21 protein-coding genes are annotated in these 25288 nt (G+C 52.2%); 6 read left to right on the top strand and 15 right to left on the bottom strand.

Features of this window, described 5'->3' with window-relative positions; all coding sequences use genetic code 11:
• Window positions 1-44 precede the first annotated feature (44 nt).
• The gene (locus EDM59_RS14990) at window positions 45-1202 is read right to left on the bottom strand and encodes a DUF445 domain-containing protein (RefSeq protein ID WP_122924850.1); all 1158 of its coding nucleotides are present in this window, start codon (window positions 1200-1202) and stop codon (window positions 45-47) included.
• A gap of 93 nt (window positions 1203-1295) precedes the next feature.
• On the opposite strand from EDM59_RS14990, the gene EDM59_RS14985 reads away from it, so the two are divergent.
• From EDM59_RS14985 to EDM59_RS14960, 6 genes are all read left to right on the top strand, one after another.
• Window positions 1296-2714 (top strand): YheC/YheD family endospore coat-associated protein, encoded by a 1419-nt coding sequence (locus EDM59_RS14985; RefSeq protein WP_122924336.1) that lies wholly within the window; start codon window positions 1296-1298, stop codon window positions 2712-2714.
• A 5-nt stretch (window positions 2715-2719) separates the two neighbouring features.
• Window positions 2720-3811, top strand: coding sequence for a YheC/YheD family endospore coat-associated protein (locus EDM59_RS14980; protein WP_122924335.1), 1092 nt, complete (start codon window positions 2720-2722; stop codon window positions 3809-3811).
• A 2-nt stretch (window positions 3812-3813) separates the two neighbouring features.
• On the top strand, window positions 3814-5187 hold the full coding sequence (locus EDM59_RS14975; protein WP_122924334.1) for a YheC/YheD family endospore coat-associated protein: 1374 nt from the start codon (window positions 3814-3816) through the stop codon (window positions 5185-5187).
• 42 nt (window positions 5188-5229) lie between these two features.
• Window positions 5230-6540: a YheC/YheD family endospore coat-associated protein gene (locus tag EDM59_RS14970; RefSeq protein WP_122924333.1), complete on the top strand. Its 1311-nt coding sequence runs from the start codon at window positions 5230-5232 to the stop codon at window positions 6538-6540.
• 5 nt (window positions 6541-6545) lie between these two features.
• Window positions 6546-7022, top strand: coding sequence for a GNAT family N-acetyltransferase (locus tag EDM59_RS14965; RefSeq protein ID WP_092266129.1), 477 nt, complete (start codon window positions 6546-6548; stop codon window positions 7020-7022).
• 117 nt (window positions 7023-7139) lie between these two features.
• Window positions 7140-7991: a hypothetical protein gene (locus EDM59_RS14960; protein WP_122924332.1), complete on the top strand. Its 852-nt coding sequence runs from the start codon at window positions 7140-7142 to the stop codon at window positions 7989-7991.
• A 124-nt stretch (window positions 7992-8115) separates the two neighbouring features.
• Here the strand turns inward: EDM59_RS14960 and EDM59_RS14955 are convergent, their stop codons facing one another.
• The 14 genes from EDM59_RS14955 to EDM59_RS14890 form a co-directional block, all read right to left on the bottom strand.
• Window positions 8116-8631 (bottom strand): hypothetical protein, encoded by a 516-nt coding sequence (locus tag EDM59_RS14955; RefSeq protein WP_122924331.1) that lies wholly within the window; start codon window positions 8629-8631, stop codon window positions 8116-8118.
• Between the two features lie 78 nt (window positions 8632-8709).
• The gene (locus tag EDM59_RS14950; protein WP_122924330.1) at window positions 8710-10395 is read right to left on the bottom strand and encodes a hypothetical protein; all 1686 of its coding nucleotides are present in this window, start codon (window positions 10393-10395) and stop codon (window positions 8710-8712) included.
• 3 nt (window positions 10396-10398) lie between these two features.
• Window positions 10399-11328, bottom strand: a complete 930-nt coding sequence (locus tag EDM59_RS14945) for a hypothetical protein (protein WP_122924329.1) — start codon at window positions 11326-11328, stop codon at window positions 10399-10401.
• Entirely contained in the window at window positions 11322-12392 is a 1071-nt protein-coding gene (gene glmU, locus EDM59_RS14940; protein ID WP_122924328.1) for a bifunctional UDP-N-acetylglucosamine diphosphorylase/glucosamine-1-phosphate N-acetyltransferase GlmU, read from the bottom strand. Before glmU ends, EDM59_RS14945 begins: the two co-directional genes overlap by 7 nt.
• A complete protein-coding gene (locus EDM59_RS14935; protein WP_092266135.1) occupies window positions 12389-12595 on the bottom strand; it encodes a hypothetical protein in 207 nt (68 codons plus the stop codon). The genes glmU and EDM59_RS14935 overlap by 4 nt, the downstream gene beginning before the upstream one ends.
• Window positions 12596-12644: 49 nt before the next feature.
• Window positions 12645-14477: a glutamine--fructose-6-phosphate transaminase (isomerizing) gene (gene glmS, locus EDM59_RS14930; RefSeq protein ID WP_122924327.1), complete on the bottom strand. Its 1833-nt coding sequence runs from the start codon at window positions 14475-14477 to the stop codon at window positions 12645-12647.
• A gap of 50 nt (window positions 14478-14527) precedes the next feature.
• Window positions 14528-15889, bottom strand: a complete 1362-nt coding sequence (locus EDM59_RS14925) for a nucleotide sugar dehydrogenase (RefSeq protein ID WP_122924326.1) — start codon at window positions 15887-15889, stop codon at window positions 14528-14530.
• Between the two features lie 22 nt (window positions 15890-15911).
• Window positions 15912-16700 (bottom strand): response regulator transcription factor, encoded by a 789-nt coding sequence (locus EDM59_RS14920; protein WP_122924325.1) that lies wholly within the window; start codon window positions 16698-16700, stop codon window positions 15912-15914.
• Window positions 16697-18139, bottom strand: coding sequence for a glycosyltransferase family 2 protein (locus tag EDM59_RS14915; protein ID WP_092266139.1), 1443 nt, complete (start codon window positions 18137-18139; stop codon window positions 16697-16699). Before EDM59_RS14915 ends, EDM59_RS14920 begins: the two co-directional genes overlap by 4 nt.
• Window positions 18140-18157: 18 nt before the next feature.
• Window positions 18158-19339, bottom strand: coding sequence for a HEAT repeat domain-containing protein (locus EDM59_RS14910; protein WP_122924324.1), 1182 nt, complete (start codon window positions 19337-19339; stop codon window positions 18158-18160).
• Between the two features lie 18 nt (window positions 19340-19357).
• Window positions 19358-21601: a hypothetical protein gene (locus tag EDM59_RS14905; protein ID WP_122924323.1), complete on the bottom strand. Its 2244-nt coding sequence runs from the start codon at window positions 21599-21601 to the stop codon at window positions 19358-19360.
• A 499-nt stretch (window positions 21602-22100) separates the two neighbouring features.
• Window positions 22101-23318, bottom strand: a complete 1218-nt coding sequence (locus EDM59_RS14900) for a sensor domain-containing diguanylate cyclase (RefSeq protein ID WP_122924322.1) — start codon at window positions 23316-23318, stop codon at window positions 22101-22103.
• 24 nt (window positions 23319-23342) lie between these two features.
• Window positions 23343-23669 carry a DUF3870 domain-containing protein gene (locus EDM59_RS14895; protein WP_122924321.1) on the bottom strand — a complete coding sequence of 109 codons (327 nt, stop codon included), beginning with the start codon at window positions 23667-23669 and terminating at the stop codon, window positions 23343-23345.
• A 40-nt stretch (window positions 23670-23709) separates the two neighbouring features.
• Window positions 23710-25113 (bottom strand): ATP-binding protein, encoded by a 1404-nt coding sequence (locus tag EDM59_RS14890; RefSeq protein ID WP_122924320.1) that lies wholly within the window; start codon window positions 25111-25113, stop codon window positions 23710-23712.
• Between the last annotated feature and the right edge of the window lie 175 nt (window positions 25114-25288).

Below are 25288 nucleotides of genomic sequence, written 5' to 3'. Positions count from 1 at the left end.
TTACAGGAATATTACAGGCGGTTTACAGTTTCTTTTCAGTTTTGCTAACCCAGCCAAATCGCTAGGAAGCTTTGAATCAAACCAATGATACCGCCCAAGATAAAGCCCAGAATGGTAATCATGCGGAACTCTTTTCCTGAGATACCTACTACCATCTCCTCGATCCTCTCAATCGGGAAGCCTTCTACCTGGCGCGTCACGATCTCTCGAATCGCCAGTCTCTGGAAGATTCGCTCCACATTCTTTTCCAAAGAATCTACCATCCACCGCGCCATGCGTGGAACGAGTGAAGTGGTTACCGCCTCTTGAATGGGGGAAGTTAAACGCGACACGGGCTCGTCGACAATACGCAAGCTCTGCTCCTCCAGCTTTGCAAACACAGCACGGGACCAATCCTCGACCTGCTGCGTTCCAATCCACTTCACGATTTCACCCACGTTTTTATCCAGCAGCTTGTCCGCTTCGCCACCGAGCATCTCACGCAATTTCTGGGATAGCTCCGGACGCGCTAACAGATCGTCGAGATGCGGCAGCAGTTTGCCCAAAATCTTGTCGTCTCCGAGGAACATCCCAACCAGGCCGCCGAACATCCCCCCACCGCCGCCAAGCAGCCCACGAATCATCGACTGCAGCGATTGCTGGCCTTCTGGAGAGTGCAAAAATTCACGGAATCTTTGGAGCAAAAGCTGGCTTACTGAATCCAGCGCGCTTTCCAGCCGTTCTTTGCCTGCTGCTGGGATTAGCTCCCGCAATGTTTTTTCTTCATACTGATAGAGCTTACGATTGACGAAGGACTGCCAATGCAAAAGCACCGGCTGGCGAACGGATTCGCTCCACGCGCCATCCTCCTGGAACAATTGCGGAGCGGCCGCTTGCAGAAACTGACGCAGGCTTTGCTCGTCCTGCATCCAATTTTGCGCCACCCGATTGAGCCAGTCCGCCAGCTGATTCTCAAGCCCGCTCTGGGTAAGGGCACGCCTGACCCCTTCCATCGTCAGCAAGTGCTCTTCTACTAATCTGCCCATTTGTATGGCGATGTCGTCTCGCCGACTCGGGATTAAACCCGGAGTAAAGGGAACGCGCCAACGCCCGATATACCAAGGCTTCAGCGGTCGGAAAAGCATTCGGATCGCCAGTTCATTCGTCACTCCACCAATGACGGAACCGACTCCAACGTTTATCAATATCATCCAAAAGTTCATAAACACTAACAACCTCTCTTCTCTGCAAGGAACCAAACCATTTCCCTACTCATACCATAGACTAACTTCATGCCTGATGGGAAGGGGATAACCATGTCTTACGTTCCAACCATCGTTCAAGCATACGAGCCAAAGTCGGAAGTAGACCTTTACCTGCCCCAGGCGCACATGCGCAAATGGAATCTCTCTTCGCCCACCCTCACCGTCCAATTCGGAAGTAAACAAGTTCGTGCCCGCGTAAGCAGTATGGATCGTACTAACCGTACGTTGATACGCCCTTCCATTGCCCAATCGCTCCATCTGCCTACGGGAATTCCCCTGCTTGCCCGATACCAAGCGAACCAGCAGTCCCTTGTATTCGGCCCTTATGTGGGTGTTCTTGTCTCGACCTACAACGCGCAATTCCCTCAGTCCCCTTTTGGACCCCTGACTCCGTTCTTCAATGAAGTAGCGGATATTTGCCGAAAACGCGGTGGCGTCATCTGCGCGTTTCGCTTGCAGGATGTCAACTGGGATGCGGGAATTGTCCGTGGTCTCACGAGAGTTGGCAGCGTCTGGCGACAAAGAGTTTTGCCGCTTCCCCAATGCATCTACAACCGTCTCGTTTCCAGGCAACGGGAACGAAGCGAACAGATGACCAATTGGGTGCAGCGATGTAAGGACGCTAACATCCCGTTCTTTAATGAGCAATTCCTAAATAAGTGGCACGTGCATTCCGCTTTAGAAAACCAGGAAGCTGCCGCCGATCATCTCCCCAGTATGGTCCGCTATCAGAGCCTAGATGATGTAAAGAATATGCTGTCCGCGCATCGCGTGGTTTACGCAAAACCGGCGAACGGCAGCATGGGTCGGGGAATCATCCGGCTGCGCCGAACAGATCAAGGCTATCAGCTCGCCAAACCAGGAGGACTCACCAAGACCTTCTCCAGTATACAAGGGCTGAACCAGTATCTCTCCAAACAGACAAAAGGCAAACCGTACTTGCTACAGCAAGGTTTACCACTGATTGGCATCCAAAATCGGCCAACTGATTTTCGCGTGTTGGTCCAAAAAGATCGAAAAGGGGAATGGGCGGTCACCTCAATGGTGGCGCGTTTGGGGCAAAATCGGATCGTCTCCAACATTTCTCGAGGCGGCTCCATGCTGCCTCCCCAACAGGCTCTGCGCCTTTGCGGTCCATGGGTAAGCGGGAATCGCCCCACACCGCAGACACTCAGAGCTGTCGCTTTAAAGCTGTCCGTGCTGCTAGAAGAAGCACTTCCAGGGAATTACGCGGAATTTGGGGTCGATCTCGGTGTAGATGTCCGGGGGCATGTGTGGCTGTTGGAAGTTAACAGCAAACCATCCAAGACGGCCAACACCGTACCCCTTCCAGAAGGTGAGGAAGAACCTCCCCGCCGCGCAAGGCCATCGGTTGTGCGGATGCTTGAATATGCCGCATATGTAAGTGGTTTTCCCCGGGCAGCTAAACCAAAGCCAAAACCAGCAGCCAAGAAAATCAGGCGAAGGTGACCTTCATGAGAGCAAACCAGAGAACCTTAGGCATCATGACTCGCTGCCAAGGCTCCCACTTTATTGACAAAGGCTATTACAAAAAGCTGACGCTCTTCGGACGCAAGCAAGGCATCCGTGTCTTTGTGTTTTCCCCGCGCCGGGTAAACTTTTCCTCCCGAACGGTAGCGGGCTTTGAATACAGAAACGGCGCCTGGCAATCGGACACATTCCCATTGCCAGCGTTCGTTTACGACCGATGCTTTGTCGGCCCAGCTTATGGCAACTATAAACCATTTGTGGAAAAGTTGCAAAACGATCGCAACATTACATTTTTGGGGCACGGCCTGTCCGGTAAATGGCAGGTGCATCAAATGCTCATCCACTCGAAACAGCTCTCTCCTCTGCTGCCTCCCACCGAGCTTTTCACGCACTCCGCTCTACAGGAAACACTGGATCAATACGGATCCGCCATCCTCAAGCCAATGGCGGGAACCCATGGGATCGGTGTCGTACGCGTCAAGAGGCGCAAGGGAGATTTTGAAGTATCAGGGAGAAGCAAAGAGAACCAGCCTTTCCGCCGCATCCTCCAGGGAGAGGCCGGCCTCAAACGCTTTGTCTCTACCTTTACAAATGGACGCAAGTTTCTCGTACAGCCTTACCTCGAGCTGCATACACCCGATGGCTCACCATTCGACGTCCGTGTGCTGGTGCAAAAAAACGGGGAAGGAGAGTGGGAAACCACCGGCCGTGCTGTGCGGATCGGCGATAAACGAAGCATTACCTCCAACCTGCACGGTGGGGGCAAGGCCGTCCCGCTCGCCCCCTTCCTCTCTCGCCATTACAAGCCAGCGCTGCAGACGCGGATCATGCAAACCATCGATCAGGTGGCCATTGAGCTCCCCCGTTTTTTAGAGCAGTCCCACGGCAGACTGGTAGAGCTCGGGATCGATGTCGGGATTGATACAGCAGGCAACGTCTGGATCATCGAAGTGAACAGCAGACCTGGCCGGACTGTATTCACCATGATCAACGATCCTGCTGCCCAATTCCATTCCATCACCCAGCCTGTTCGTTATGCTCACTATCTCATGAAAGAGCGTGTAGGAGGTTACTAAGCATGGAAACAACCCGAGTGCGACTCCGCTTCCTTCCTCATCCCCATGTCTACGGGATCATCCTGCCGATCAATCTCATGCAACAGCTGCAGCTGAGACCCCGCCAACGAATTACGATCACGCTGGGTAAAAAGGAAGCAGTCGCCGTTGTCCTGAATGACAAGCGAAATCCCGATAGCAACGTCGTGAAAATCACCAGCCTGCTGCAAGAGGAGCTGAGCATTCCCCACGGCGGCTTAATCAATCTGAAGCGCGAAGGAGAAACGCTCCGGATCGGACCTGCGATCGGCATCGTCACCACAGGCGTTCGCAGAGATCCCCGAAATCCGATTGGACCTAGGACCTCGTTCTTCCAAAAGCTCTTGCAGGCACAGGAAGGCAAAGGCGTGTTTTACTATATTTTTTCTCCCCACGATGTTGACTGGAGCAAAAACGAAGTCGTTGCCTGGTTTTTACGCAAAGGCAAGAACGGCAGCTACGTCTGGCGAAAAATGAAGACTGCCATGCCTGATGTCATCTATGACCGCGTTCCCTCTCGTTCTGCCGAAAAACACGAGGCCGTACGTGATTTCAAATACAAGCTGGCAAACTACCCGAACACCCCGATGTTCAATCAGGGCTTTTTCAACAAATGGGGCGTTCACCAGCTTTTGTACCCCAATCCAGAAGTCAACGAACACATTCCAGAAACCTATACATCCCCATCCCTGCAAACGGTTCGCAATCTGATCAAAAAATACCCGATCGTCTATCTGAAGCCGAAAAACGGTAGTCTTGGATACGGAATCGTCAAGGTCGTGCGAAGTGGCGGCGGATACGATGTGTCTTACCACAACGGCTCTGGCAACGTCAAACGGCATTTCACCAAGCTGTCGGCTTTGTATCAACATGTTTTTCGCAGCCGTCGTGTCAGCTCCTACCTCGCACAGCAAGGGATCTCCCTGATGACGTACCAGGGGCGCCCTTTTGACTTCCGTGTTCATCTTCATAAAAACCAGCTGAATCAATGGGTCGTTTCCTGCACAGCCGCCAAGGTCGCAGGCTCTGGAAGCGTCACTACCCATGTGCGCACAGGAGGTACCGTCATTCCTGGAGATGAATTGCTCCAGCATCTCTTTGGCAGACAAAAAGCGATGATGGTGGAGCGTATATCGGATGCCTCTATCCGCCTCGCCACAGCCATTGAAATGGCGAAGGGCATTGATCTGGGCGAGCTCGGACTCGATATGGGTATCGATACGCATGGTCATGTCTGGATGTTCGAAGCCAACTCCAAGCCAGGGCGTTCTATCTTTAAACACGCAAGGCTCAAGCAAGCGGACTATGAATCTCGCAAGCTCCTCGTCGACTACAGTTGTTATCTTGCGAATTTTTAATCCATGCGAACACGACCGTTTTTTCAGGAAGGAGGAACACCCATGCCTAAACTGAGCTCCGGGTGGTTAACCATCCTCCCAAGCGGCAAATGGTTTCTGCAACTTCCACGGCAAGCCCTAGCCAATCGCCCCAAAAAGCCGTTAATCGCCAGTCTCGGACCATTCGCTCACCAGAAACGGCTGCATACGGGTCTGCCCAATCAACAGCCTGGCCGCATCCGCACACGGATCAACTGGAAGATGGTCAATAACTCCGTGCGACTCGGGCCATTGATCGGTATTCTGACTGTCGGCGATGGGGCAGCATTCTTGGGAAATCGGGATAACTTCAAAGACATTGCCCTCTCCGGTAAAAAATGGGGAGCACTTGTTTTCGTATTTACGCCGCAAGGGATCAACTGGGAAAAAAAGAAGGTCCGCGGTTATCTGTATAACGAGCGACAAAACCTCTGGCAGGAACTGATTCTCCCGTTCCCGCATGTCGTCTACAACCGCATACCCACCAGGAAAGCGGAACAGCGGCCGGAAGTACGCAAGACCCTTTCCCGGATCAACGACTTGCCAAATGTCACCCTGTTCAATCGCTGTTTTTTTGATAAACAGGAGCTTTTTCAAATGCTTGCCTATTACCCAAGCGTCCATTCCTATTTGCCAGAGACGAAAAAACTCGATAATCTCGCTCGCTTCCGCACTTTTTGCACCGAGCATCGCTTCGTCTACTTAAAGCCGGTGCGCGGGAAAGCCGGAGAAGGAATCATGCGGATCGAGTACAAGAATGACATGTGGCGACTGGAGCGCTTAAAGGATCAAAAAGCGATCATCCGCCGATTTAGGAATTTGGAGGATCTCTGGAAGCACGTCAAAGGTCATACCCGGGAAAAGCGGTATATCATGCAGCAAGGAATCAAGCGTGCCAGGTATATGGGCAAACCTTTTGACGTACGGGTTCTCGTCCAAAAGGATGGAAAAGGAGAATGGGGCGTCACAGGGGTGGGCATCCGAAGATCCGGATCCCAAAGCATTACCACCCATGTCCCTCGTGGAGGTTCCATTCACTCCCTGTCCAGTGTGCTGCAAGCACTCTTCTCGACCGATCCGGAGAAAATGGAGTCGACGATCCACCATACCGCATTGACGATCGCGCAAGCACTAAACGAGGAGATTAAGGATTTGGCGGAAATGTCCATGGATTTGGGGCTGACAGAGGACGGGAAGCTCTGGTTTTTTGAGGCAAATGCGAAACCCGAGAAATTCGACGAACCTACGATCCGCCGCATGTCACTATCCAATCTCATCCATTACGCACAGTATGTATCCCGCCTGCCAAGCGGGCGAGGAGTAGTAGCGGGGTAACGAACATGAAGCTGAAATACATTATCATGCCGCCACAGGCATTGGCCGAATCCCAGACGACATTGGTCCGATTTACCCGCCAGGAAGGGGACCGCCGGATTACCAAGCACGCCATCAACTGGCTCACACAGCTCACTCCCAAACGGATGGCGGAGCAAGGGACTACCTTGGCTCTCGCAATGAATGGCAAACGGGTTGTCGGATTGTTCGCTGTCTCTCGCTGCGGTCTCGGCCAGTCTTTTCTGGTCGTCGACAAGCGATATCGCAACCGAGGAATCGGGAAGGCGCTCACGGCTCATCTCTGTCAAAAGCTGCCGAAGCTCTATGTGCGAGTCGCTCTCGACAACGAAGCCAGTCTCGCCTTATTTCGCGGGATGGGGTTCGAGCCGGTCAAAGCAAGCATCGGTCCTACGGGAAAGCCAACGCTGTGGCTTGCCTTCGGGCATTGGAATCCGAACGATTTGCAGGAGCATGCCGGTTGATTCATCCGGCATGTTTTTCATGCTTTCCCACTCCAAAAATTGAATTTTCTTGTTTTACCACTTCATGCATGAGTTGGCCATCCATGGAAATGATATGGTTCAGGAGGTGGTCTTCTCATGACCTACAACAACAATATCATGCACTCACAACAACTACATATTCCAGGAGCAATGGGCCAAGCTAGCGCCATGTTCCAGCCTGGCTACGCCAACACCAACACGCAGGAAGTCCAATACTGGAATCAGGGTGGTCAAACTTCGCATGCCCAAATTCCTTCCTACGGCATGTCCTATGGCGGCGGATTGGGTGGCACGCAAGCGATGTTCCAGCCTGGCTATGCAGGCACCAACACGCAAGAAGTTCGTCCGTTTAACCAAGGCTACTCCACCCCTAGCCAGCAAGGTTACCAACAAACGCAAATGAACAGCTACCAGCAAGCGCAGCCAATCAACTATCTCCATCCAAACCAAGGAACAAACTACGTGCAGGCGCAATCCACTTATCAGCCTGCGTTTGGTGCTGCTACGAACTCCATCTTTTCACCAGGCTTTGCCGGCACGAACGTCCAAGAAGTGCAACAACGCAACAACACGGGCTATGCGGGCATTTCCAACTATCAAGGCCAGGCTAACTACACCAACCACACTGGATATTCTGCCCAAACAGGAGGCGGCATTTTCTCTCCTGGCTTTGCAGGAACCAACGTCCAAGAGGTTCGTCAGCTCAACCATGGCGGCACCGCAACCTCCGGGCTCATGAATGCCGGATACAGCGCTGGATACAGCCAACAACCACAGCAACAAATGAGCCAGCAGCCTTACCAAAACTATGGCAATGCGATGGGGATCGGTTCCCAATCCATCTTCTCCCCTGGCTTCTCTGGCACAAACGTTCAGGAGGTTCGCAGCCTGAACAACGGCGGTCAAGCAACTGCGCATACGGGCTCTATTTTCCCGGGAAGCTTCTAGGGAAATCCACTTAAAAACGGGGCTGCGCGGGTCAATAGCGCAGTTTTAGAAACTTGGCTCTGCCAAGCTTTGTGGCTCAGTACAAAAAAGGTGTGGCTGTCTTTTCCGACAGCCACACCTTTTCCTATTTTCGCGCCTGCAAAATCGCCTCGTACAAGGCATGCAAAGCTTCCAAGCTCCGTTCATCTACAGTAAAGGAGATTCCTTCAAACCAGTAGGCATCCTCCTTCACGCACGTCCATTCCGGTCCGCTGTGCATCAGCTGCGCTTCGATACACACCGCTGTCTGATCCAGCTGGGATCGAACGCTTACATGCCTTTCCAACTCGGTACGAAAGCGCGCAAGCACCGCCGCCTGCCTCTCGTCCTGCTTAGCCAGGCGGAACAGCGCCATTTCGATTTGCAGCCAGCAGGTCACATAAAAGTGAAACTCGAGAAACAACGTATGCATGGCCGCTCGAAGCTGGGCGTCATCGCCGCCTGCTTGCAGACGCTCCCATGCAGTACGCACCTCGCTTTTTTTCTCCTGGATCAAATCGTAATGACTGACAGCACCCCGATAAAACTTGCGCACGATGTTGTACAGCATCTCTGGTGTGCGCGGTGGAAGTGAGCTGTGACGGTTGGATACATCCCGCATGGCTTCTGTCGCCTCTTTCTCTGCACTCATTTTTCTTTATTGTACATGAAATCGACTCACCGTTGCGCTATGCGTGAATCAGTCTTTGCCGTTTTTCCAATACTCATAGGCATGCACAGCTTGACCCAGGTAAGAGGAGTAGCCTCCCAGAAGCTGCGCCACTAGCTGCAGCTGCTGGTTCATCTCCCCCATGCCTTCTTCAAAGAAGGTGACAAACTCTCCTTCGTGACTCTCTTTTGTCTCTACGGCTACGACCAGCTTCTTTCCTTTGCTCTCGGCGTACTTCATCTGGCTTTCCACCAAATTCACGATTTGCTCTGCCTTGTCGCGAAAGGCCATCAAAGTCGTATGATCCAGCTGATCGATCATCCAGTGGGAGAAAGGGACATCCGGATTTCCCGGTACAGCGGTATTGTCCAGCCACGCAGCCAAATCGACGCTGGTCTCCAGACCGTCTTTCTTTGCCTCGGCCACAAAGGACTCGATATTCCCCATCCATTGACGCAGAACTTCTTCTTTGTTTTCTTGCCAGCGCGGCAGCACGTACGGCTCGATGTCCAGATGCACCCCGCGAAGCTGTTCATCCGAATCCGCCTGCGCGTTGTACGCTTTCACCCAGTTGACCAGCTTCAGGATCTTGCTTCTATTCTCCTTTAGCGCCCAAATAGGGTGTCCTCCTAAAGCGTGCACTTCGATTCCAGCTGCGGTTGCCTTCTTGAGAAACCTCTGATACATAGCCGGTGGCTGCTGCATGTCGATTCGGATATACAGCAGGTTGATCTCATTCGCTTCGGCAAAGGCGAGGATCTCGTCCTCCTCTGATTTCAAGGTCTCTGCCCGCCAGATGTAGGTTCCCCGATACTGGCTCGGAGCTGGTGGTGGAGCCGAAATCGTTCCGCTGGCTTCCTGCCAGTACCGATAATCGTGAATGGCTGTGCCGCTGTAAGACGGATGCTCACCCAGCCTGTCCGGAAGCTGATCCAGCATCCGATTCATTTCGCCAGCACCCTCTTGTGCGAAAGAAGCGTGGTCATCCTCGATTTCCTTCATATTGACGGCGATGAGAACTCTTCGTTCCAGCTTGTCTGCCTGCTCCATTTCCTCGTCTACCAAGGATAAAAGCCCATTTGGCCCGTCGAGCTTGTCCCGATAGGCCATGATGCTAATCGTATCGAATCGGGAAATCATCCATTCGGAGAGAGGCAGATCGGGATTGTCAGGCGTGGGGATGTCATCCAGCCAAAAAGGAATCGCCACACTTGCCTCCAAATTCCCGATCTCGTTCAACTCAGCTGCAAATACCTTCACGTTTGATTGCCATTCCCGGATCACACGCTCCTGCTCCGTCTCCCATTGCGGCAGCAAATACGGCTCGATATCCAGCTGAATCCCCTTTACTCGCTCTGCTTGGGCCACAGATTCATTGTACTGCTTCACCCAATTCACAATCTTCAGCATTCTCTTCTGGTTGCTGACCAGTGCCCAAGCTGGGTGTCCCGCGACCGCATGGACCTCTACACCCTTCGCGGAAGCATCCCGGATAAAGGAGCGGTAGTAGTCATAAGGCTTGTTCATATCGATGCGCAAATAGATCAAGGTAATGTCGTTCTCTTCGCAAAAGGTCAGGACCTGCTGCTTGTTCTCTCCGACCGTCTCGGACTGCCAGATCCACGTGGCTTTACTCTTTTTTTCCGCAGGGGAAAATCCGTATAGAAAGCCGAGCGTAAGGCAGAGAACGCTCAGATAGATGCGCGCGGCTTTCAATCGTCATTCCTCCTCTCGTCTGCTCGCATGAAGCCAGCTCTCGTAATCGTGGATCGCGCTGCCAGCAAAGGAAGGATTCTTTTCCAGCTCCTCTTGCAGAATCGCCAGCTGCTTCTCCATCTCTACCGTGCCATCTGCATGAAAGCTGGTATTTGCACCTTCCTTGGATTCCAAAATGTTGACACCCACCACGACTGAGCCGCTTTTTCGAGAGTTGGCATCCGCCACAACCCTGTGAACGATGTCAATAATGCCATTCGGCCCCATGGCGTGATTTCGGTAGGCCATCAGTGTAATACTGTCCAGTCTTTCCACCATCCAGTTGCTGACCTTTTCCTTTTCTCCCGGAACCATCACAGAATCGATCCAAAAGGGAAGATCCGCACCGACCAATAAATCCGAGTCTTTCTTCGTCTCGGCGACCAAGTAGACAACGTTTTTCATCCATTGCTCAACGACAGCATCCTGGTCCTTTTTCCAATCCGCTAGCAGATACGGCTCGATGTCCACGTGAATGCCCTGAAATCGTTCATCCGGCTTGGCGGAATGGTTGAAGGCTTTCACCCAGGACACGAGATCGCCGATGCTGCCGCGACTAGCGGTCAATGCCCAATTCGGATCGCCGCCCAAGGCTTCCACCTGAATGGAGGCCTTTTTCGCCGTGCGAATGAAATCACGGTAAACCTGTGGGGAAACCGTAGTCGGCTCGATGTGCACATAAATCAGATTAATCTCGTTTTGCTTGGCGAAAGCGACAATCTCTTCGGTATGCGCAGGCAATATCCGGGCATTCCAAATCCAGGTCGCTTTCGTATAGGCAGGTTCAGGACGTAAATGCAGCATACTCCCAGCGACGACTGAGACACATAGGACAATCAACAGCCATACCCAATTGCGATGTATGGCTGTCCTTGCCCAACGCAGAATCAGCATCTTCCTCCTGTCATCTGCGCTATCGGTGCTTGACTGTCGTCGCTTTTCTGCCATTCCTGAACCTCGCCGCCTACAAAAGCATACGGACCGACGATCGTATTCATCGGAACCTTGCTGCCTACTACGGTAGAGGAACTCACCTGCACGCGGCTGGAAATCACACTGTCCAAGATATGGGCGTTTGGACCGATCGCGCATCCATCTGCAATCCGCGTGCGTCCACTCAGGTAAGACCCCGGGTAAATGACGGTATCCAGCCCGATCACCACATCTGCCTCAATATACGTCGCTGCCGGATCAATGATCGTCACCCCATTCTTCATGTGGCGCTCGTTGATTCGCTTACGCAGCTTGCTCTCCATCTGAGACAGCTGGATGCGGTCGTTAACGCCTGCCCCTTCATCCGGATCGGCAGCGGCATATGCTCCGATCAGGCAGCCTTGCTCCTGCAGGATCGCCAGAACATCCGGCAAATAGTATTCTCCTTGCGCATTATCGTTGGATACTTGCGGAATGGTCTCAAACAGCTTGCGATTGTCGAAGCAAAAGATGCCTGTGCTGATTTCGCACACCTTTTTTTGGCCCAAGGTAGCATCTTTTTCTTCCACAATCCGTCGGACATTTCCGCTCTCGTCCCGGATGATCCGGCCGTAGCCAGTCGGGTCATCCACGATGGCGGTCAGCACCGTTGCAGCCGCTCCCCTCTCCTGATGATAGGAGAGGAGCTGATTCAATGTCTCTTTTTGTACGAGTGGCGTATCCCCATTCAGTACGATCGTCATGCCGTCCTGATTTTCCAAAACCTCCCGGCACATCCACACCGCATGCGCCGTTCCCAGCTGCTCTTGCTGATGGGCGTACTGGACGCGGTCGCCGAGCTGATGCATCACGGCTTCTGCCCCGTGACCGATCACGACGACCGGCTTGTGGAAAGCTAGGTCTTCTACTGCTGCGACAACGTGCTCGATCATCGGCTTGCCGCACACGGGGTGCATGACCTTGTACAAGCTTGACTTCATACGCGTTCCTTTTCCTGCTGCGAGTACGATTGCATGTATGTTCATCCGATTCCCTCCGTTCCGTCCAGCTCGCCTTTTCGATAAGGGCGAAGCTGAACGTCATGCTCGAAGTAAGGCTTTAATTCGTAGGTTAAATTGTCAATCATCATTCCCAGGTTGATGTCTTTCCTCTGCACGCCCAGCTGATAGGCCTGGAGCATGATCTCCAGCAAAACTTCCTGATTCAACGTCCGATTCGAGGTGCTCATTTGCCAGATCCTCCTTTTCGTCCTTCATTGAGAGTAAGGACGAGAGTGGCTATTCGACTGTTACACTTTTGGCCAAGTTTCGTGGACGGTCCACGTCATTTCCCAGAGCAACCGAGGTGTAGTACGAGATGAGCTGCAACGGAATCACACTCAGGACCGGGGTAAGCAGCGATTCCGTCGAAGGGATCAGGCACACATCATCCACCGATCGATGCAGCTCCACGTTGTCTTCGAGTGCGATTCCAAGCACATTTGCTCCACGCGCCTTCACTTCCGTAATATTGCTGACCATTTTCTCGTGAAGCTCCGCTTGCGTAGACAACGCAATCACTCGTGTCCCCTCTTGGATCAGGGCGAGTGTTCCGTGCTTCAGCTCTCCGGCTGCGTACGCTTCCGAGTGAATGTAGGAAATTTCTTTCAGCTTCAACGAGCCTTCCAGAGAGACCGCATAGTCCAAGCCACGGCCGATGAAGAACAGATGACCCTCGTCCTTGATCGAGTGAGCGAACGAGTGGATGCCCTCTGCGTTTGCCAGCACCTGCTCCACCTGATCCGGCAGCTTTAGCAAAGCGCTGATCAAAGTCTGTCTCTCCTGTGCAGGCAGCGTCTCTTTTTCCTGCGCCAAATAGAGCCCGAGTAGATAAAAAGCGATCAGCTGCGAGGTATACGCTTTTGTCGATGCTACGGCGATTTCCGGACCGGCATTCGTCGTGATCAAATGGTCGGCTTCCCGTGCAATGGAGCTGCCTACGACATTGGTAATCGCCAGAATGCTCGAGCCGTGGCGTTTCGCTTCCCGCAACGCCGCGAGTGTATCCGCCGTCTCTCCCGACTGGCTGACGACGATCGTGAGGCTCTTGCCTTTGAAAAGAGGACGTCTGTAGCGAAACTCGGATGCTACATCTACCTCTACCGGAATTTGCGCCAAGCTCTCGATGACATGCTTGCCGATCATTCCCGCATGATAGGCTGTGCCGCAAGCTACTATGTAAACCTTCTCGATCTCTTTGATTCCTTCCGTGGACAATCCCAGATCCGGGAACAAAATGCGTTGGCCCCCCTGGTCGATGCGTCCTGTCATCGTATTGCGCAAAGCGCGAGGCTGCTCATGGATTTCTTTGAGCATGTAGTGCTCGTAGCCATCCTTTTCCGCCTGCTCTTTGTCCCACTCGATCCGCATCAGGTCACGCTCGATCCATTCCTTTGTATCCAAACTCATGACTTGGACCGAATCCTTGGTCAAGATAGCCAGATCGCCATCCTCGAGGACGTAGACATCGCGTGTATGCTCCAGAACGGCAGGAATATCCGATCCGATGAAGTTTTCGCCCTTTCCTACCCCGATAATCAACGGGCTCGCGAGCCGTACCGCAATCAGCTTGTCCGGCTCATATTCCGTCATGACGCCCAGTGCGTACGCGCCGCGAATCTTTGCTGCCACCTTTTGTACAGTGGAAACGATATCTCCGTCGTAAGCCTCGGCGAGCAGATGGACGATGACCTCGGTATCCGTCTGCGAGGTAAAGACGACGCCTCGCTCTTCCAGCTCCTGCTTGAGATCCAAGTAGTTTTCGATGATGCCGTTATGCACGATCGCAAATTTTCCGGACTGGTCAAAATGCGGGTGCGAGTTCTCATCAGACGGACGGCCATGTGTCGCCCAGCGTGTATGTCCGATCCCGATCGCTCCCTGGAGAGCGGATTTCCCGGCTTGCTCCTCCAGCACATCGATGCGTCCTTTGGCTTTGCAAATCGAAATATTCTCCCCGTCGCACACGGCTATTCCTGCTGAGTCATAGCCGCGGTACTCCAGTTTTTTCAGTCCATTGATCAAGATGGATTGTGCTTCTCTGTTGCCGATATATCCCATAATTCCACACATGTTACGCAATCCTCCCTTTCCCAAGCTTCCTAGTGAAAAGCTTCCATGCTTTACGCGAGCATGCTGACGACTTCTTTTTCCTGACGGATCGCAACTGGATTGCCCAGCTTGTAGATGTTCGGGTTGGTGATTCCGTCAAAGGCATTGCGGGTATCAATGATCGCCACTCCCAAATCAGCGAGCGCCTGATAGTCAAAAGAGCGATGGTTCGTGACCAAAACCATGCAGTCGTACTTCTTGAAGGCTTCCGGATCGTTCTCGATGGACTGGACGACTCGCCCTTCCTTGTCTCGGAAGCTTTGGGCATACGGGTCAAAATAATCGACCTTCGCCCCGTTTTTCGCGAAGAGCTCATAGATCTCCAATCCCGGTGACTCGCGCAGATCGTCAATGTCTGGCTTGTACGCCATACCCAGAATCAGAATGCGAGAGCTGTTGATTGCTTTCGCGTAAATATTGAGTACCTGACCCGTCTTGTTCAGGACATAGTCCGGCATATTGTCATTAATCGACTGTGCGATTTCAATAAACTGGCTGTGGAAACGGAAGCCTTTTGCTTTCCAGGACAGATACATCGGGTCGAGCGGGATGCAGTGTCCCCCGATTCCCGGACCCGGGTAGAACGGCATAAAGCCAAATGGCTTCGTGGATGCCGCTTTGATCACTTCCCATACGTTGATCCCCATTTTGTCGCACATCATCGCCATTTCGTTCATGAATGCGATGTTGACGCTGCGGAACGTATTTTCCAAGAGCTTGGACATTTCCGCCACTTTCGGGGAGGAAACCGGTACGACCGTTTTGACGAGGTTGCCGTACAGCATCATACCCAGCTCGATGCATTTCGGAGTGGTTCCCCCGATAATTTTGGGTGTATTGTGTGTCGTGAACGAGCGGTTGCCCGGATCGACGCGCTCTGGCGAGTAGCAGAGGAAGAAGTCTACCCCTGCCTCGTAGCCGAGCTTTTCAAACTCCTGCTGGATCAATTCCTCTGTCGTCCCCGGATAAGTGGTGCTCTCGAGTGTGATCAGCAGGCCCTGTCTCATATACGTCTTGATCTGGTCGACGACATGGATGATATACGAAGTGTCCGGGTCCTGATTGGGACTGAGCGGAGTCGGCACGCAAATGCTGACGGCATCCAGGTCAGCCAGAACACTGTAGTCCGTCGTAGGAAGGAATCTCCCCTGTGCCATGCACTCCTGCAGCGTTTCATTGGAGATATCCTGAACATGCGAGATTCCTGCCTTCAGATTCTCTACCTTTCTCGCGTCAAGATCGATCCCTGTTACGGGATAGCCGCTTTTGAGCGTTTCGATAGCCAAAGGCAGTCCCACGTAGCCCAATCCGATAATCCCTACTTGTGCGGTTTTCATTTGAATCTTTTGTTTCAGTTCCTCGTATCTTCCCATTGTTGTCCCACTCCTTCTCTCTTTAGGAAATCAGTCGTTTTACGCGCGCCTCCAGCTCCACGGGGGAAAAAGGCTTCGTAATATAATCAGAGGCGCCCAGTGCAAACGATTTTTGAACATCCTCTTCCAGACGTTTGTCTGTCAAAATCACGATTTTACTTTCGCGGTCACTCTCCGCATGCTTGATGCGCTCCATCAGCTGATAGCCGCTCATCACAGGCAGATTCAGATCGGTGATGACCAGATCCGGCATGCTTTCCTCGTACTTCTGCATGCCTTCCACCCCATCGCTCGCGACGATGACCTGGTAGCCTTTGCGCTTCAGATAGATGGTCAAAAAGTCGTTCACCGTTTGATCCGGGTTGACCAAGAGAATACTCGTCGGATCTTTTTCACTGCCTCCCGATACAGGGTCAAAAATGTGGATCTCACCCTGGCTCTTTTGCTGCTCGAGGTTCTGCAGCATTTTCAAGAGCATCTGTGGAGTCGTGCGGGCGTTTTCGGGAAAGCTCGCAATCGCCACGCTGCCTGCCAGCAGCTGCTTCTCCCGTAAATAGTCTTTGACCCGCAAAGCGTGAAAATGGGTGGTTCCCAGCTTTTGCTCTTCCAGCAACACACCGAGTATATTTTTTGTCCTGTCATAGTTGTAATGGGCCACAGCTGCAGGAGGTTCCTGCTCAAAATGGTTTTTCAGACCTGCCAGATCATCCTTCGAGAGATTGCTGCAAGCCACGAAAATAATCCCAGACGATGTCTGTTTCGCTTCCATTTCACTCAACAGCTGAAAAAAAGCGGGTACGAGATTACTCATCCTCTTGCCTCCAAGCTCGAGATATTTTTGTTGCCCTCCGCCTGCCAGCTCTTGCGCGTCATCGTTCCCCACGAATTGTTGTTTCGCAGAAATTCGATGTGGCCCAAAAATCTCCAGATGACGCCCACCTGGCGATAACCGAAGAACATCAAGATGGTATAGAAAAGCATTTTGACGATATCCCGAATTCGTGGATAGCGGCGAAACGCGATTTCTTCAAGGAGCAGCGCACCGACTCCCAACAGTACGCCGTAGATGACATTCAGCAGTCCATACAGCACCAGAACGTTTGCATTCGTCATGTCCAGGAGCGTGTAACCGATCAGAGCCAGCAGCCCTGTGATGCGGAAGTACGGATTGAGCGTCTCAAACAGGATATTGAAAGGCAAAGTAAGCATCCCGAATAACTTGTATTTCGGACGCAAAACCATGTGTTGTCCGTACTCGATCATGTTTTTCAGATTGCCGCGCCCCCATCTGCGACGTTGACTTCCCAAGATTCGGAACGAGTCCGGGGCTTGTGTCCAGCAGACCGCATCCGGGCAGAAGGCGACGCGATAAGGGAGTTTGTTTTCCAGCATGTATTTATGCAGCTTGATGATGATGTTCATGTCTTCACCCGGATAGCCTTCACGATAGCCGCCGACTTTGATGACGTAATCTTTGCGGAAGACGCCAAAGGCCCCTGACACGATAATCAAGCCGTTGATCGCACTCCAACCGATCCGTCCTCCGAGAAACGCTTTGAGATATTCGACTGACTGCATCATCGGCAAAAACTTGTCGGGCAAACGGATGTCGCTGACTACGCCGTCTTCGATTTTGCAGCCATTGGCGATCCGGATATCGCCGCCAATCGCGACCGTCTCTTCCGGATTTTCCATGTAGACCTTGGCGATCCGAATCAACGCATCCTTTTCCAGCAAGGAATCGGCATCGATCGAAGCGATCAGCGGATAGTGAGAAAGGTTGATCCCTGCGTTCAGCGAGTCTGCCTTTCCCCCGTTTTCCTTGTCGATCAAATAAAGATTGGGATAAGCCGGGTTGTGGTAAATCCCTCGGATGTTCGACGTTTGCAGCAGTGGCTGTATCGGCATATGCGCCGATGCTTCCAGCTTGAACTCACGAGTCAGCACCTGCAGCGTATCGTCTTTCGAGCCGTCATTGACGACGATCACCTCGTAACGCGGGTAGTTGAGTGCCAGCAGCGACCGAACATTTTCAATGATCGTCAGCTCCTCATTGTACGCCGGTACGAGAATCGAAATCGGTGGAACATGCTCCGAGCCTGACAGCTTCTGAAACCTAGAATAGACGGAGCTTTTCAAGATCCCGAGGATGTTCTTGAAGGAGAACATCATGATGATGAAGTACAGCGAGTTAATCGCAATTACATAGTAGACGGCGAACATGCCGTAGTAGAGCAAAAAATCCCGCATAGCTTCCTCCCCTCCTGCTTATCTTTGCATCGCCTGCACGGGCGAGATCGTTTTTCGTCTCGAGCTCTGATAGAGATGCAGCTTTAGATTGTATTGCAGCTGTTTTTCCTGATCGGCAAGCTCCAGCTGCATTTTCGCTTTTTCCAGCTCCTCCAAGGCAACTTGATGGGCGATTTCCAGATGACTCCCAAAGCGGCCCTCCTGCAGAATCTCGCAAAGAGCCTGAAAGCCTGCGACTTGGAGCTGTGCCAAGGAGTAGGCACTGTGATGGCTGACCCACCAGTTGGAATCACCTACTGCCTTTTTCAGCAAAGGAATATGGGCGGATAGCCCGTGTGCACCGATGGCTTTTGCTGCCGCTGCGCGAATCTCCCAATCCCGGTGCGTCAAAAACTCTCGCACGCGCTTTTCTGTCAGTAGGCGGGAATCCTTGCACAGCAGCTTGACTGCTTTGATCCGCACCTCTTTTTCCTGGGCATGTACGAGCTTGTGCAAATAAGGCTCCACATCGGATGGATTGTGCACCGAAAGGCCGATCAGCCCGATCTCGATCAGATCAGCATCTGTCTCCTGCAGCAGGGCGATAAACAGCTTCCCTGTATCCAGCTCGGATTCACTCAGGATATCGACGATCAGCTGATGGCAGTTTTTTCGATGCTTCACAAGCTGCCGGACCATGTCCCCCAAATCGTTTTGGCTACGCGCGCACTTGGCGACCGCTCGCGCCACAATAAACAGGCTGGGATCGTACTCGAGCTTTTCCAAAAGCTGCAGCAAGCCAGGTACAGCCCGCTGGGAGCGCATGACTCCCAGATTGTAGGCCGCATCCACTCGCGTCCACTTCCACGTCCCATCCAGACGCTTCAAATCAAGCTCTACCAGACCCATATCCTCGCAAAGCGCTGCGAGCTTTTGGCGATGCACGCCCGTGAAGGACTCCATCAGCTCAAACAGCTTCTTCTGGATGATTCGCTTCTCTTTCTGCTCCAATTTGCCATAGGGTGTATGCAGGCGCTCTTCCTCTTCTCCATGAGCCTGCAGGTAGACAAAGTAATCCTCATATTCTGCCAAAATGCGCTTGGTTCGTTTCTCTGCCGCTATATTGCGCAGCTTCAGTCCGAACAGAACGATCAAACCTAGCGTGGTTACGCCACACAGCACGTACAGAAATACGTATGCCGTCGCGAATGGTGTTTGCACCTCTTTCACACTCCTCTATCACTTTTGCAAGATGGACGGCTTGATTTCGCGATAAGCTTTTTGCAGGATCGAGTAGCTCTGTTTCTTACGTTCGTGATAGCGTACTTGCTCCCATGTCGGCCACGAATAGAGAGGAAGCTCGGTGACGCGAAACGGAGTCGGCGACTCTGGCAGACTCGTCGTCTGCAGCTTCTCGCGATTGACAATCCACGGCAAGACACGAATCCCTTTCGTCGTCACTGTTTTGAACGTCTTTCCTTCTCCCTGATAGCTCATGACCGTAAGCGAGCTCGGATCCGTAAAACCGAGGAGCATCCACGGCACGCGCATCTCCACGACCTTGCCTTTTGCTTGCCACGCTGCCAACGAGTTGTAATTGGGATCTTCGGAATTGGACGTCCCTCGCAGCAGCTTCCCTGCGTCTACTTCTTCCATCGGGTAGTATTTTTTGCTGTCTGGCGGCTCCATCGCAAGTCCCACCGCCAGCTTCCACGGTTTGAACACCCCGGAGTCATCTCGCTGCTCCTCTTCTTTGAGAGGAAGCATTCCGTACGCTTTTCCGTAAAGCCGCGTGTGGAAATCGTAGTTGGAGGCGATCCGTGCCTCGCTCTCGTCGTCCTTTCCCAAGCGGATGAGCGTCTCCAGCCCTTCATCGAGCTTGGTCCCGCCGAGCTCCGGTGCGTGGCGATTTCCGCCTGGCGTCGTGTCTACCCCGAAGTAGAGCTGTTCCTTTTGCGAGTCAAACGAATGATCTAGCTGCGCCATCAGATAGACGTAGCCTTCGTCGTGCGCCATCCATATTTCCTCAAAACCTGGAAGGGAGAGGTTGAGCTTCTGCTTTTCCTCTGGCTGCAGCTTGTCCCAGTCCGATCGATCCCCATCGATGTTCAGCACACCGTCCTTGTTCGGGTACATTCCCAAAATCCCAAACAGCGATTCGTTCGTCAGCACGTTGATCCAAAAGGAACGGCGATCCTCTGGCAGCTCATAGCGCATCGTATTCCAGGTCTTTTTAAACCACTCGTCCTGCCATGCAAAAACGATCCCTCCTGCATAGCCTTCCTCGCCGATTTCCTTCATCAAGGCTGCATTTATCTCGCCTTGCTCCTTTTCGGTATGACCCCCTTGATCTCGCCCGAGGTTGCCCAAATGTGCGATTCCCCAGGAGGCAGGAACACCGAACTCCGTCACCAGAATGGGCAGATCTTTGTGATAGACTTTCAATTGGCGCAAATAAGCTTTGTAGGTATCGATCTCTCCTGCCTCGTTCTTCACCTGCTGCAGCGCCGTATCGTGTCTGAACAAGTCTGGATAGTACGGATAAACGTGATAGGAAGCGAAGTAGCCCGCCTCCCACGAAGCCGCCTTTACGTGCGTAGGGTCTACACTGACCAGGTCTTCCTGGTAGAGCGGCTCTCCCGGATGAGACAGCGGATCGGTTGTTACCCAATTCGTGAAGGTCATCGGGTGCTGCCAGCCTTGCTTGCTCTCCTCTTTTGCAACCGTATCTACCATCTCGGCCAACCATGCTTCAAATGCAGTAGACTGCTCCGTCGTTCGGAAATAGGCACCTTGATAGGATGCTGACTTGGCATGGAGCTTGTTCGTATTCTGCACCATCACGGGATCCCATTCCGTTCCTGTGTGCCAGCCGATGAGATACGGCCCCGCATTTGCCGTGTATTTCCCGCTTGCCTTCCCTTGTTTTTCGGGCAGTGTAATGTCTCCGTATACCGCCCCTACTGCATCCTGAATCTCGTGGCGAAACTCCTCCCGAATCTCAGGCAGGTAGGCGTCCTTTTTTTCAATGAGCATTTCCTCTGGGCTCCAAATCCCTTGCATCAAATAGAGAGGCTCTCCCTCCTTTTGGCGATTGTAGGAAACCAGAGCTTCATAGAAAGCAGGAGGATGAATTGTATACACCCGGATGACGTTGGCTCCCATCTCGTCAATCATGGCGAACCAGCGCAGGTAATCTTCTTTTGTAATTGGCAGCTCACCGGGATAATGACCGGGTAACGATGCCCCTAAATTCACCCCTTTTACAAAAAACGGCTGCCATTTTTGATCTTGATAAACTTCAATCTGGTCTCCCGTGGTGCGGAATTTCATATGGAACCCGCTTGCTGACTCCATACTCTCGACGCGGCTGCTATCCCAATACCACCAGAGATAGCTTATGCCTGCCACCATCAAGACGGTGAGACTCACCCATTTCACGCGACTTTTCTTTTGTTTCACACCCGTCAACCTCCGATTCATCGCCTAGCGCTTCTGATCAAATCAGCGGGCCTACCGACATAGTCATTGTAAACATAGGGACAAAAGCCTTCCCATAGACTGAAATCACTATTATGCTTTTGTAAAACTTGTAATCAAAATGTAATAATCCATCGCAATAACCCAAATTGTCCTACGTTTTTTGGAGGTAAGTCCTGCAACCTCCCCTGCCATCCGTACCAGAACTTTTTGTAATTAGGTACATATGCTCGATCCTTTTTTTTCCTGATCCCAAGGAAAAATGGTAGGTTGCTACCAACTAAAAAAATGGTTGTAAAGATTTCATGACCCCCTCTGTACGCTCTGTATGAACCTTTTTATCCGAACGCAAAAAATCCGCTGCCTTTTCTGGCAACGGATTCTCCTTCTTATGTGAGATTTACTTGTACGTCCTACCTAATTTGAAAACCTTCCCAGCATACGACCAGTTCGCAAGGCGCATCTCCCCCTATGCAAAGCTGGCAGGATCTGTGATTTTCGTCTAGGAACCGATGGCAAATACGGATGTGCAGTTCTTTCCTCTGCGCTTGGAGCGGTATAAAGCCTCGTCGGCAGCTCGCTTCAAGCCGTCAGCCGTGTTTGCATCAGCCGGAAAACGGGCGATTCCCACACTCACGCCAATCGGAATAATGCCGTCCTCCAGCACGAGTGGATGCGCGTGCAGATAATCTCGAATCGCCTGTACCTTTTCCTCTGCCTCTTTCAGGGTAGCTCCTGGCGAGAGAAGCATAAACTCATCGCCCGCATAGCGGTAGGCGGAGTCCCTGCTGCCCAGGTTCACCTTCATTGCCTCCGCGATACGCCTGATCAGCTCGTCTCCGGAATGATGGCCGTACTGATCGTTTACCGATTTCAGGTTATCGGAATCAAGCATGATCAATGCAACAGAGGAATCGTCCTCGCCAAGCAGCTTTTCCAGCTCATTGTGAAAAGCTCGGTAATTACAGATCCCCGTCAGCTCATCCATGAACGACATCTGATACACGCGCTCGTACAATCTCGCTGTCTCGATCGCACTGGCTACCTGGAAGCCAATGATTTTGAGCAGCTCCTCATGCTCCTTTTTGTACGCGAACTCCCGATAGGACTGCGCGGAAATGACACCCTTCACCTGATTCCCCAGCATGAGAGGAACAAAAATACACGTGCTGGTGTCAATTTCCGGGCTGCCCCAGCGAATCATCTCCGGTTCGCTCGGCTCCTCTGCCCTGGATCGGATGTGAATGGTCTGCCTCGTATCGATGACATGAGAGATCATTCCTTGTCCGTACGGAACGGTGATCGGCCCGTAGTTTATCCCGCTGTCGATGCTGATCGGTATGCGAATCTCGCTGTCTCCCTCATCAAAAAAGGCGATGAAAAAAGCGTCCGCCCGCATGACTCTGGAGACCAGCTCAAATGCTTTCCATAAAATCTTGTTCTCTTCAAATGTTTTCGCAAAGATGTGGCCGAGATCGTGCAAGATTTTCATGTGCTCCGATATCCACAGCATCTCGGTCACTCTACTTTGCAATTCTTTGATCTGCTTCATGACTGTACCGTGAAGACGGCTATCCTCTTCTGAGAGAAACGCTTCCAGCTCGCTGGCGACCGCTTCGATCTCCCGGCAATCCACTTCTTCGATACGGCTCAGCCATTCGCTATAACGTTCCAACAACTGCCGTGCATATGCTTCTCTTACAGCGAAGTCGTCATGCATGTACACCCCTCCGGCTTGGGTAGCTTACATTTTTTTCTCATGATATCGCTCGACAGCAGCACGGATCGCTTGCAAAACAGCCCCCTGACCTGGTGCCAGAAATCGCTCCTGCACGACTTGCGTTATTTCCTGCATGCCTCCTGCTACTGATTTTCCTAGCAGCAGCGCAACGAGAAACTCGCTTGTCTTGTCCATGACAAATGTAAAGCTAGCATCGCAAATCACATCATGATCCGCGTCAATAATGAGTACACAGCCTATCATGGTGGAAACTTCATAGAGGGAGGTTCCTTTTGGAATTTGGGCAAAGCCCGCTGTCAGAACTGTCTTTTTCCCAGCATGATCAGCCATTTGTGGCTCCTCCCTCCCCATCTCTCATCCCCTGTTCTGCTTATCCGTGAACAGGCAAGGACACTTCAACCGTAGTCCCTTGTCCGAGAACACTCGTCAGCCGCAGGGTCCCCCTGTGGTTTTCAATAATTCTGCGGCTGACCATCAAGCCGAGGCCCGTACCCGATTCCTTGGTGGTAAAAAAGGCCTCGCCCAGCCTCGCCAGCTGATGAGAGGGAATCCCTACTCCGTTGTCCTCGAAGCGGATCACGGCTCGGGTGTCCTCGCAGCGCAGGCGCACGACAATCTCTCCGCCTCCCTGCATCGCTTCTATCCCATTTTTCAGAAAGTTGATAAAGGCCTGCTTGAGATGATTCTCATCACAGCGAATCATCGGCATTTCCGTCTCAAAGATCACTTGAATCATTACTTTTCGCAAAATCGCTTCTGTCTCCAGCAACGCCACCACATGACTGACCAGGTTAGATAAATCACGAGTCTCGAATGCAGCTTCGTGCGGCTTTGCCAAAACCAACAATTCATTGACGATCAATTCAATCCGAGCAAGCTCAGAGCTCATGATGGAAAAATATTCAGCCTTTCTCATTCCATCTTTCTGCATCAATTGAACGAATCCTTTTAAGGATGTTAAAGGATTGCGTATTTCATGTGCAATCCCCGCAGCCAGCTGGCCTACTAAAGCAAGCTTTTCCGAGTTTTGCAAAAATTCTTGCGCTCTTTTCCGCTCGGTAATATCGCGGATTAACAAATAACAAGACGGCTTCCCCGATATGACTGCGTACGTCCCGAGCACCTCCGCATCGATCATGATCCCATCCATGCGAATCAACTCTATCTCGAGAGGATGAACCGTCTCCCCACGCTCGGTCCGCTTTATCATATCATCTACAACCGGGATGTCATGCGGGTGAAACAGCGAGAAAAAGGGCGTCTGCAGCAGCCTGTTCAAATGCGGAGCACCTACCAGCTTCACCCCGACCTGATTGGCATACTGCAAGCTGCCCGAGCGATAAATAAACACGCCCTCCTTGGATAAATCCGCAGATGCACACGACTCGCTGTCATTCCTCGTGCCCATGATCTCCTGGACAATCGCAAAATACCCGACAACTTCGCCATCTGTTTGGAACGAATCAAAAGTGATGCGCACATGAACCGCATAATCAGCCTGATGCGCCAAATACGTACAAAATGGCCGCGGCTTTCCCTCCATGGCAAACTGGATCTGTAATCTCACCATTTCCCTTTCTTCGGGGATCGCTAAACTCCAAAAGGGCTTGCGTTCCCATTGCCCTGGATCATATCCTGTCAAAGACTTACAAGCAGGGTTGCCGGTAAAAACCATGCCTGTCCGATCTAATAGAAAGGCTGCCTGGCCCAATTGGTCAAAGAAGGAGCGATAGAAAAGACCGCTCCTGATGCCGCTCTCCAACAAGTCTCTCATCGTTTCCCTCCTCCTGGGACAAGAAAACGGCTACCCCAATGTAAAGGAAATAGCCTTACCCGCTCTCAATCCAGCTTTCATACCCAATATTACCCTATTCCCTGTGCTGTTTCCATCCCTTCCCATCGGAAAATATGCTGGAATCATTTTCGATAGACATAGAAAATGCCAGATT

The organism is Brevibacillus nitrificans, from assembly GCF_003710965.1.
In the GTDB taxonomy this organism is placed as follows: Bacteria; Bacillota; Bacilli; order Brevibacillales; family Brevibacillaceae; genus Brevibacillus; species Brevibacillus centrosporus.
The sequence above is the reverse complement of the archived record's forward strand: the minus strand, read 5'-3'. Positions and strand labels throughout refer to the sequence as shown.

Coding starts and splice junctions, on each gene's coding strand:
- EDM59_RS14905 (WP_122924323.1), bottom strand. CDS start 21,601: ATGAATCGGAGGTTGACGGGTGTGAAACAAAAGAAAAGTCGCGTGAAA.
- EDM59_RS14975 (WP_122924334.1), top strand. CDS start 3,814: ATGGAAACAACCCGAGTGCGACTCCGCTTCCTTCCTCATCCCCATGTC.
- EDM59_RS14925 (WP_122924326.1), bottom strand. CDS start 15,889: ATGGGAAGATACGAGGAACTGAAACAAAAGATTCAAATGAAAACCGCA.
- glmU (WP_122924328.1), bottom strand. CDS start 12,392: ATGAACATACATGCAATCGTACTCGCAGCAGGAAAAGGAACGCGTATG.
- EDM59_RS14915 (WP_092266139.1), bottom strand. CDS start 18,139: ATGCGGGATTTTTTGCTCTACTACGGCATGTTCGCCGTCTACTATGTA.
- glmS (WP_122924327.1), bottom strand. CDS start 14,477: ATGTGTGGAATTATGGGATATATCGGCAACAGAGAAGCACAATCCATC.
- EDM59_RS14965 (WP_092266129.1), top strand. CDS start 6,546: ATGAAGCTGAAATACATTATCATGCCGCCACAGGCATTGGCCGAATCC.
- EDM59_RS14935 (WP_092266135.1), bottom strand. CDS start 12,595: ATGAGCACCTCGAATCGGACGTTGAATCAGGAAGTTTTGCTGGAGATC.
- EDM59_RS14955 (WP_122924331.1), bottom strand. CDS start 8,631: ATGCGGGATGTATCCAACCGTCACAGCTCACTTCCACCGCGCACACCA.
- EDM59_RS14960 (WP_122924332.1), top strand. CDS start 7,140: ATGACCTACAACAACAATATCATGCACTCACAACAACTACATATTCCA.
- EDM59_RS14980 (WP_122924335.1), top strand. CDS start 2,720: ATGAGAGCAAACCAGAGAACCTTAGGCATCATGACTCGCTGCCAAGGC.
- EDM59_RS14985 (WP_122924336.1), top strand. CDS start 1,296: ATGTCTTACGTTCCAACCATCGTTCAAGCATACGAGCCAAAGTCGGAA.
- EDM59_RS14895 (WP_122924321.1), bottom strand. CDS start 23,669: ATGGCTGATCATGCTGGGAAAAAGACAGTTCTGACAGCGGGCTTTGCC.
- EDM59_RS14920 (WP_122924325.1), bottom strand. CDS start 16,700: ATGAGTAATCTCGTACCCGCTTTTTTTCAGCTGTTGAGTGAAATGGAA.
- EDM59_RS14970 (WP_122924333.1), top strand. CDS start 5,230: ATGCCTAAACTGAGCTCCGGGTGGTTAACCATCCTCCCAAGCGGCAAA.
- EDM59_RS14990 (WP_122924850.1), bottom strand. CDS start 1,202: ATGAACTTTTGGATGATATTGATAAACGTTGGAGTCGGTTCCGTCATT.
- EDM59_RS14900 (WP_122924322.1), bottom strand. CDS start 23,318: ATGCATGACGACTTCGCTGTAAGAGAAGCATATGCACGGCAGTTGTTG.
- EDM59_RS14890 (WP_122924320.1), bottom strand. CDS start 25,113: ATGAGAGACTTGTTGGAGAGCGGCATCAGGAGCGGTCTTTTCTATCGC.
- EDM59_RS14945 (WP_122924329.1), bottom strand. CDS start 11,328: ATGCTGATTCTGCGTTGGGCAAGGACAGCCATACATCGCAATTGGGTA.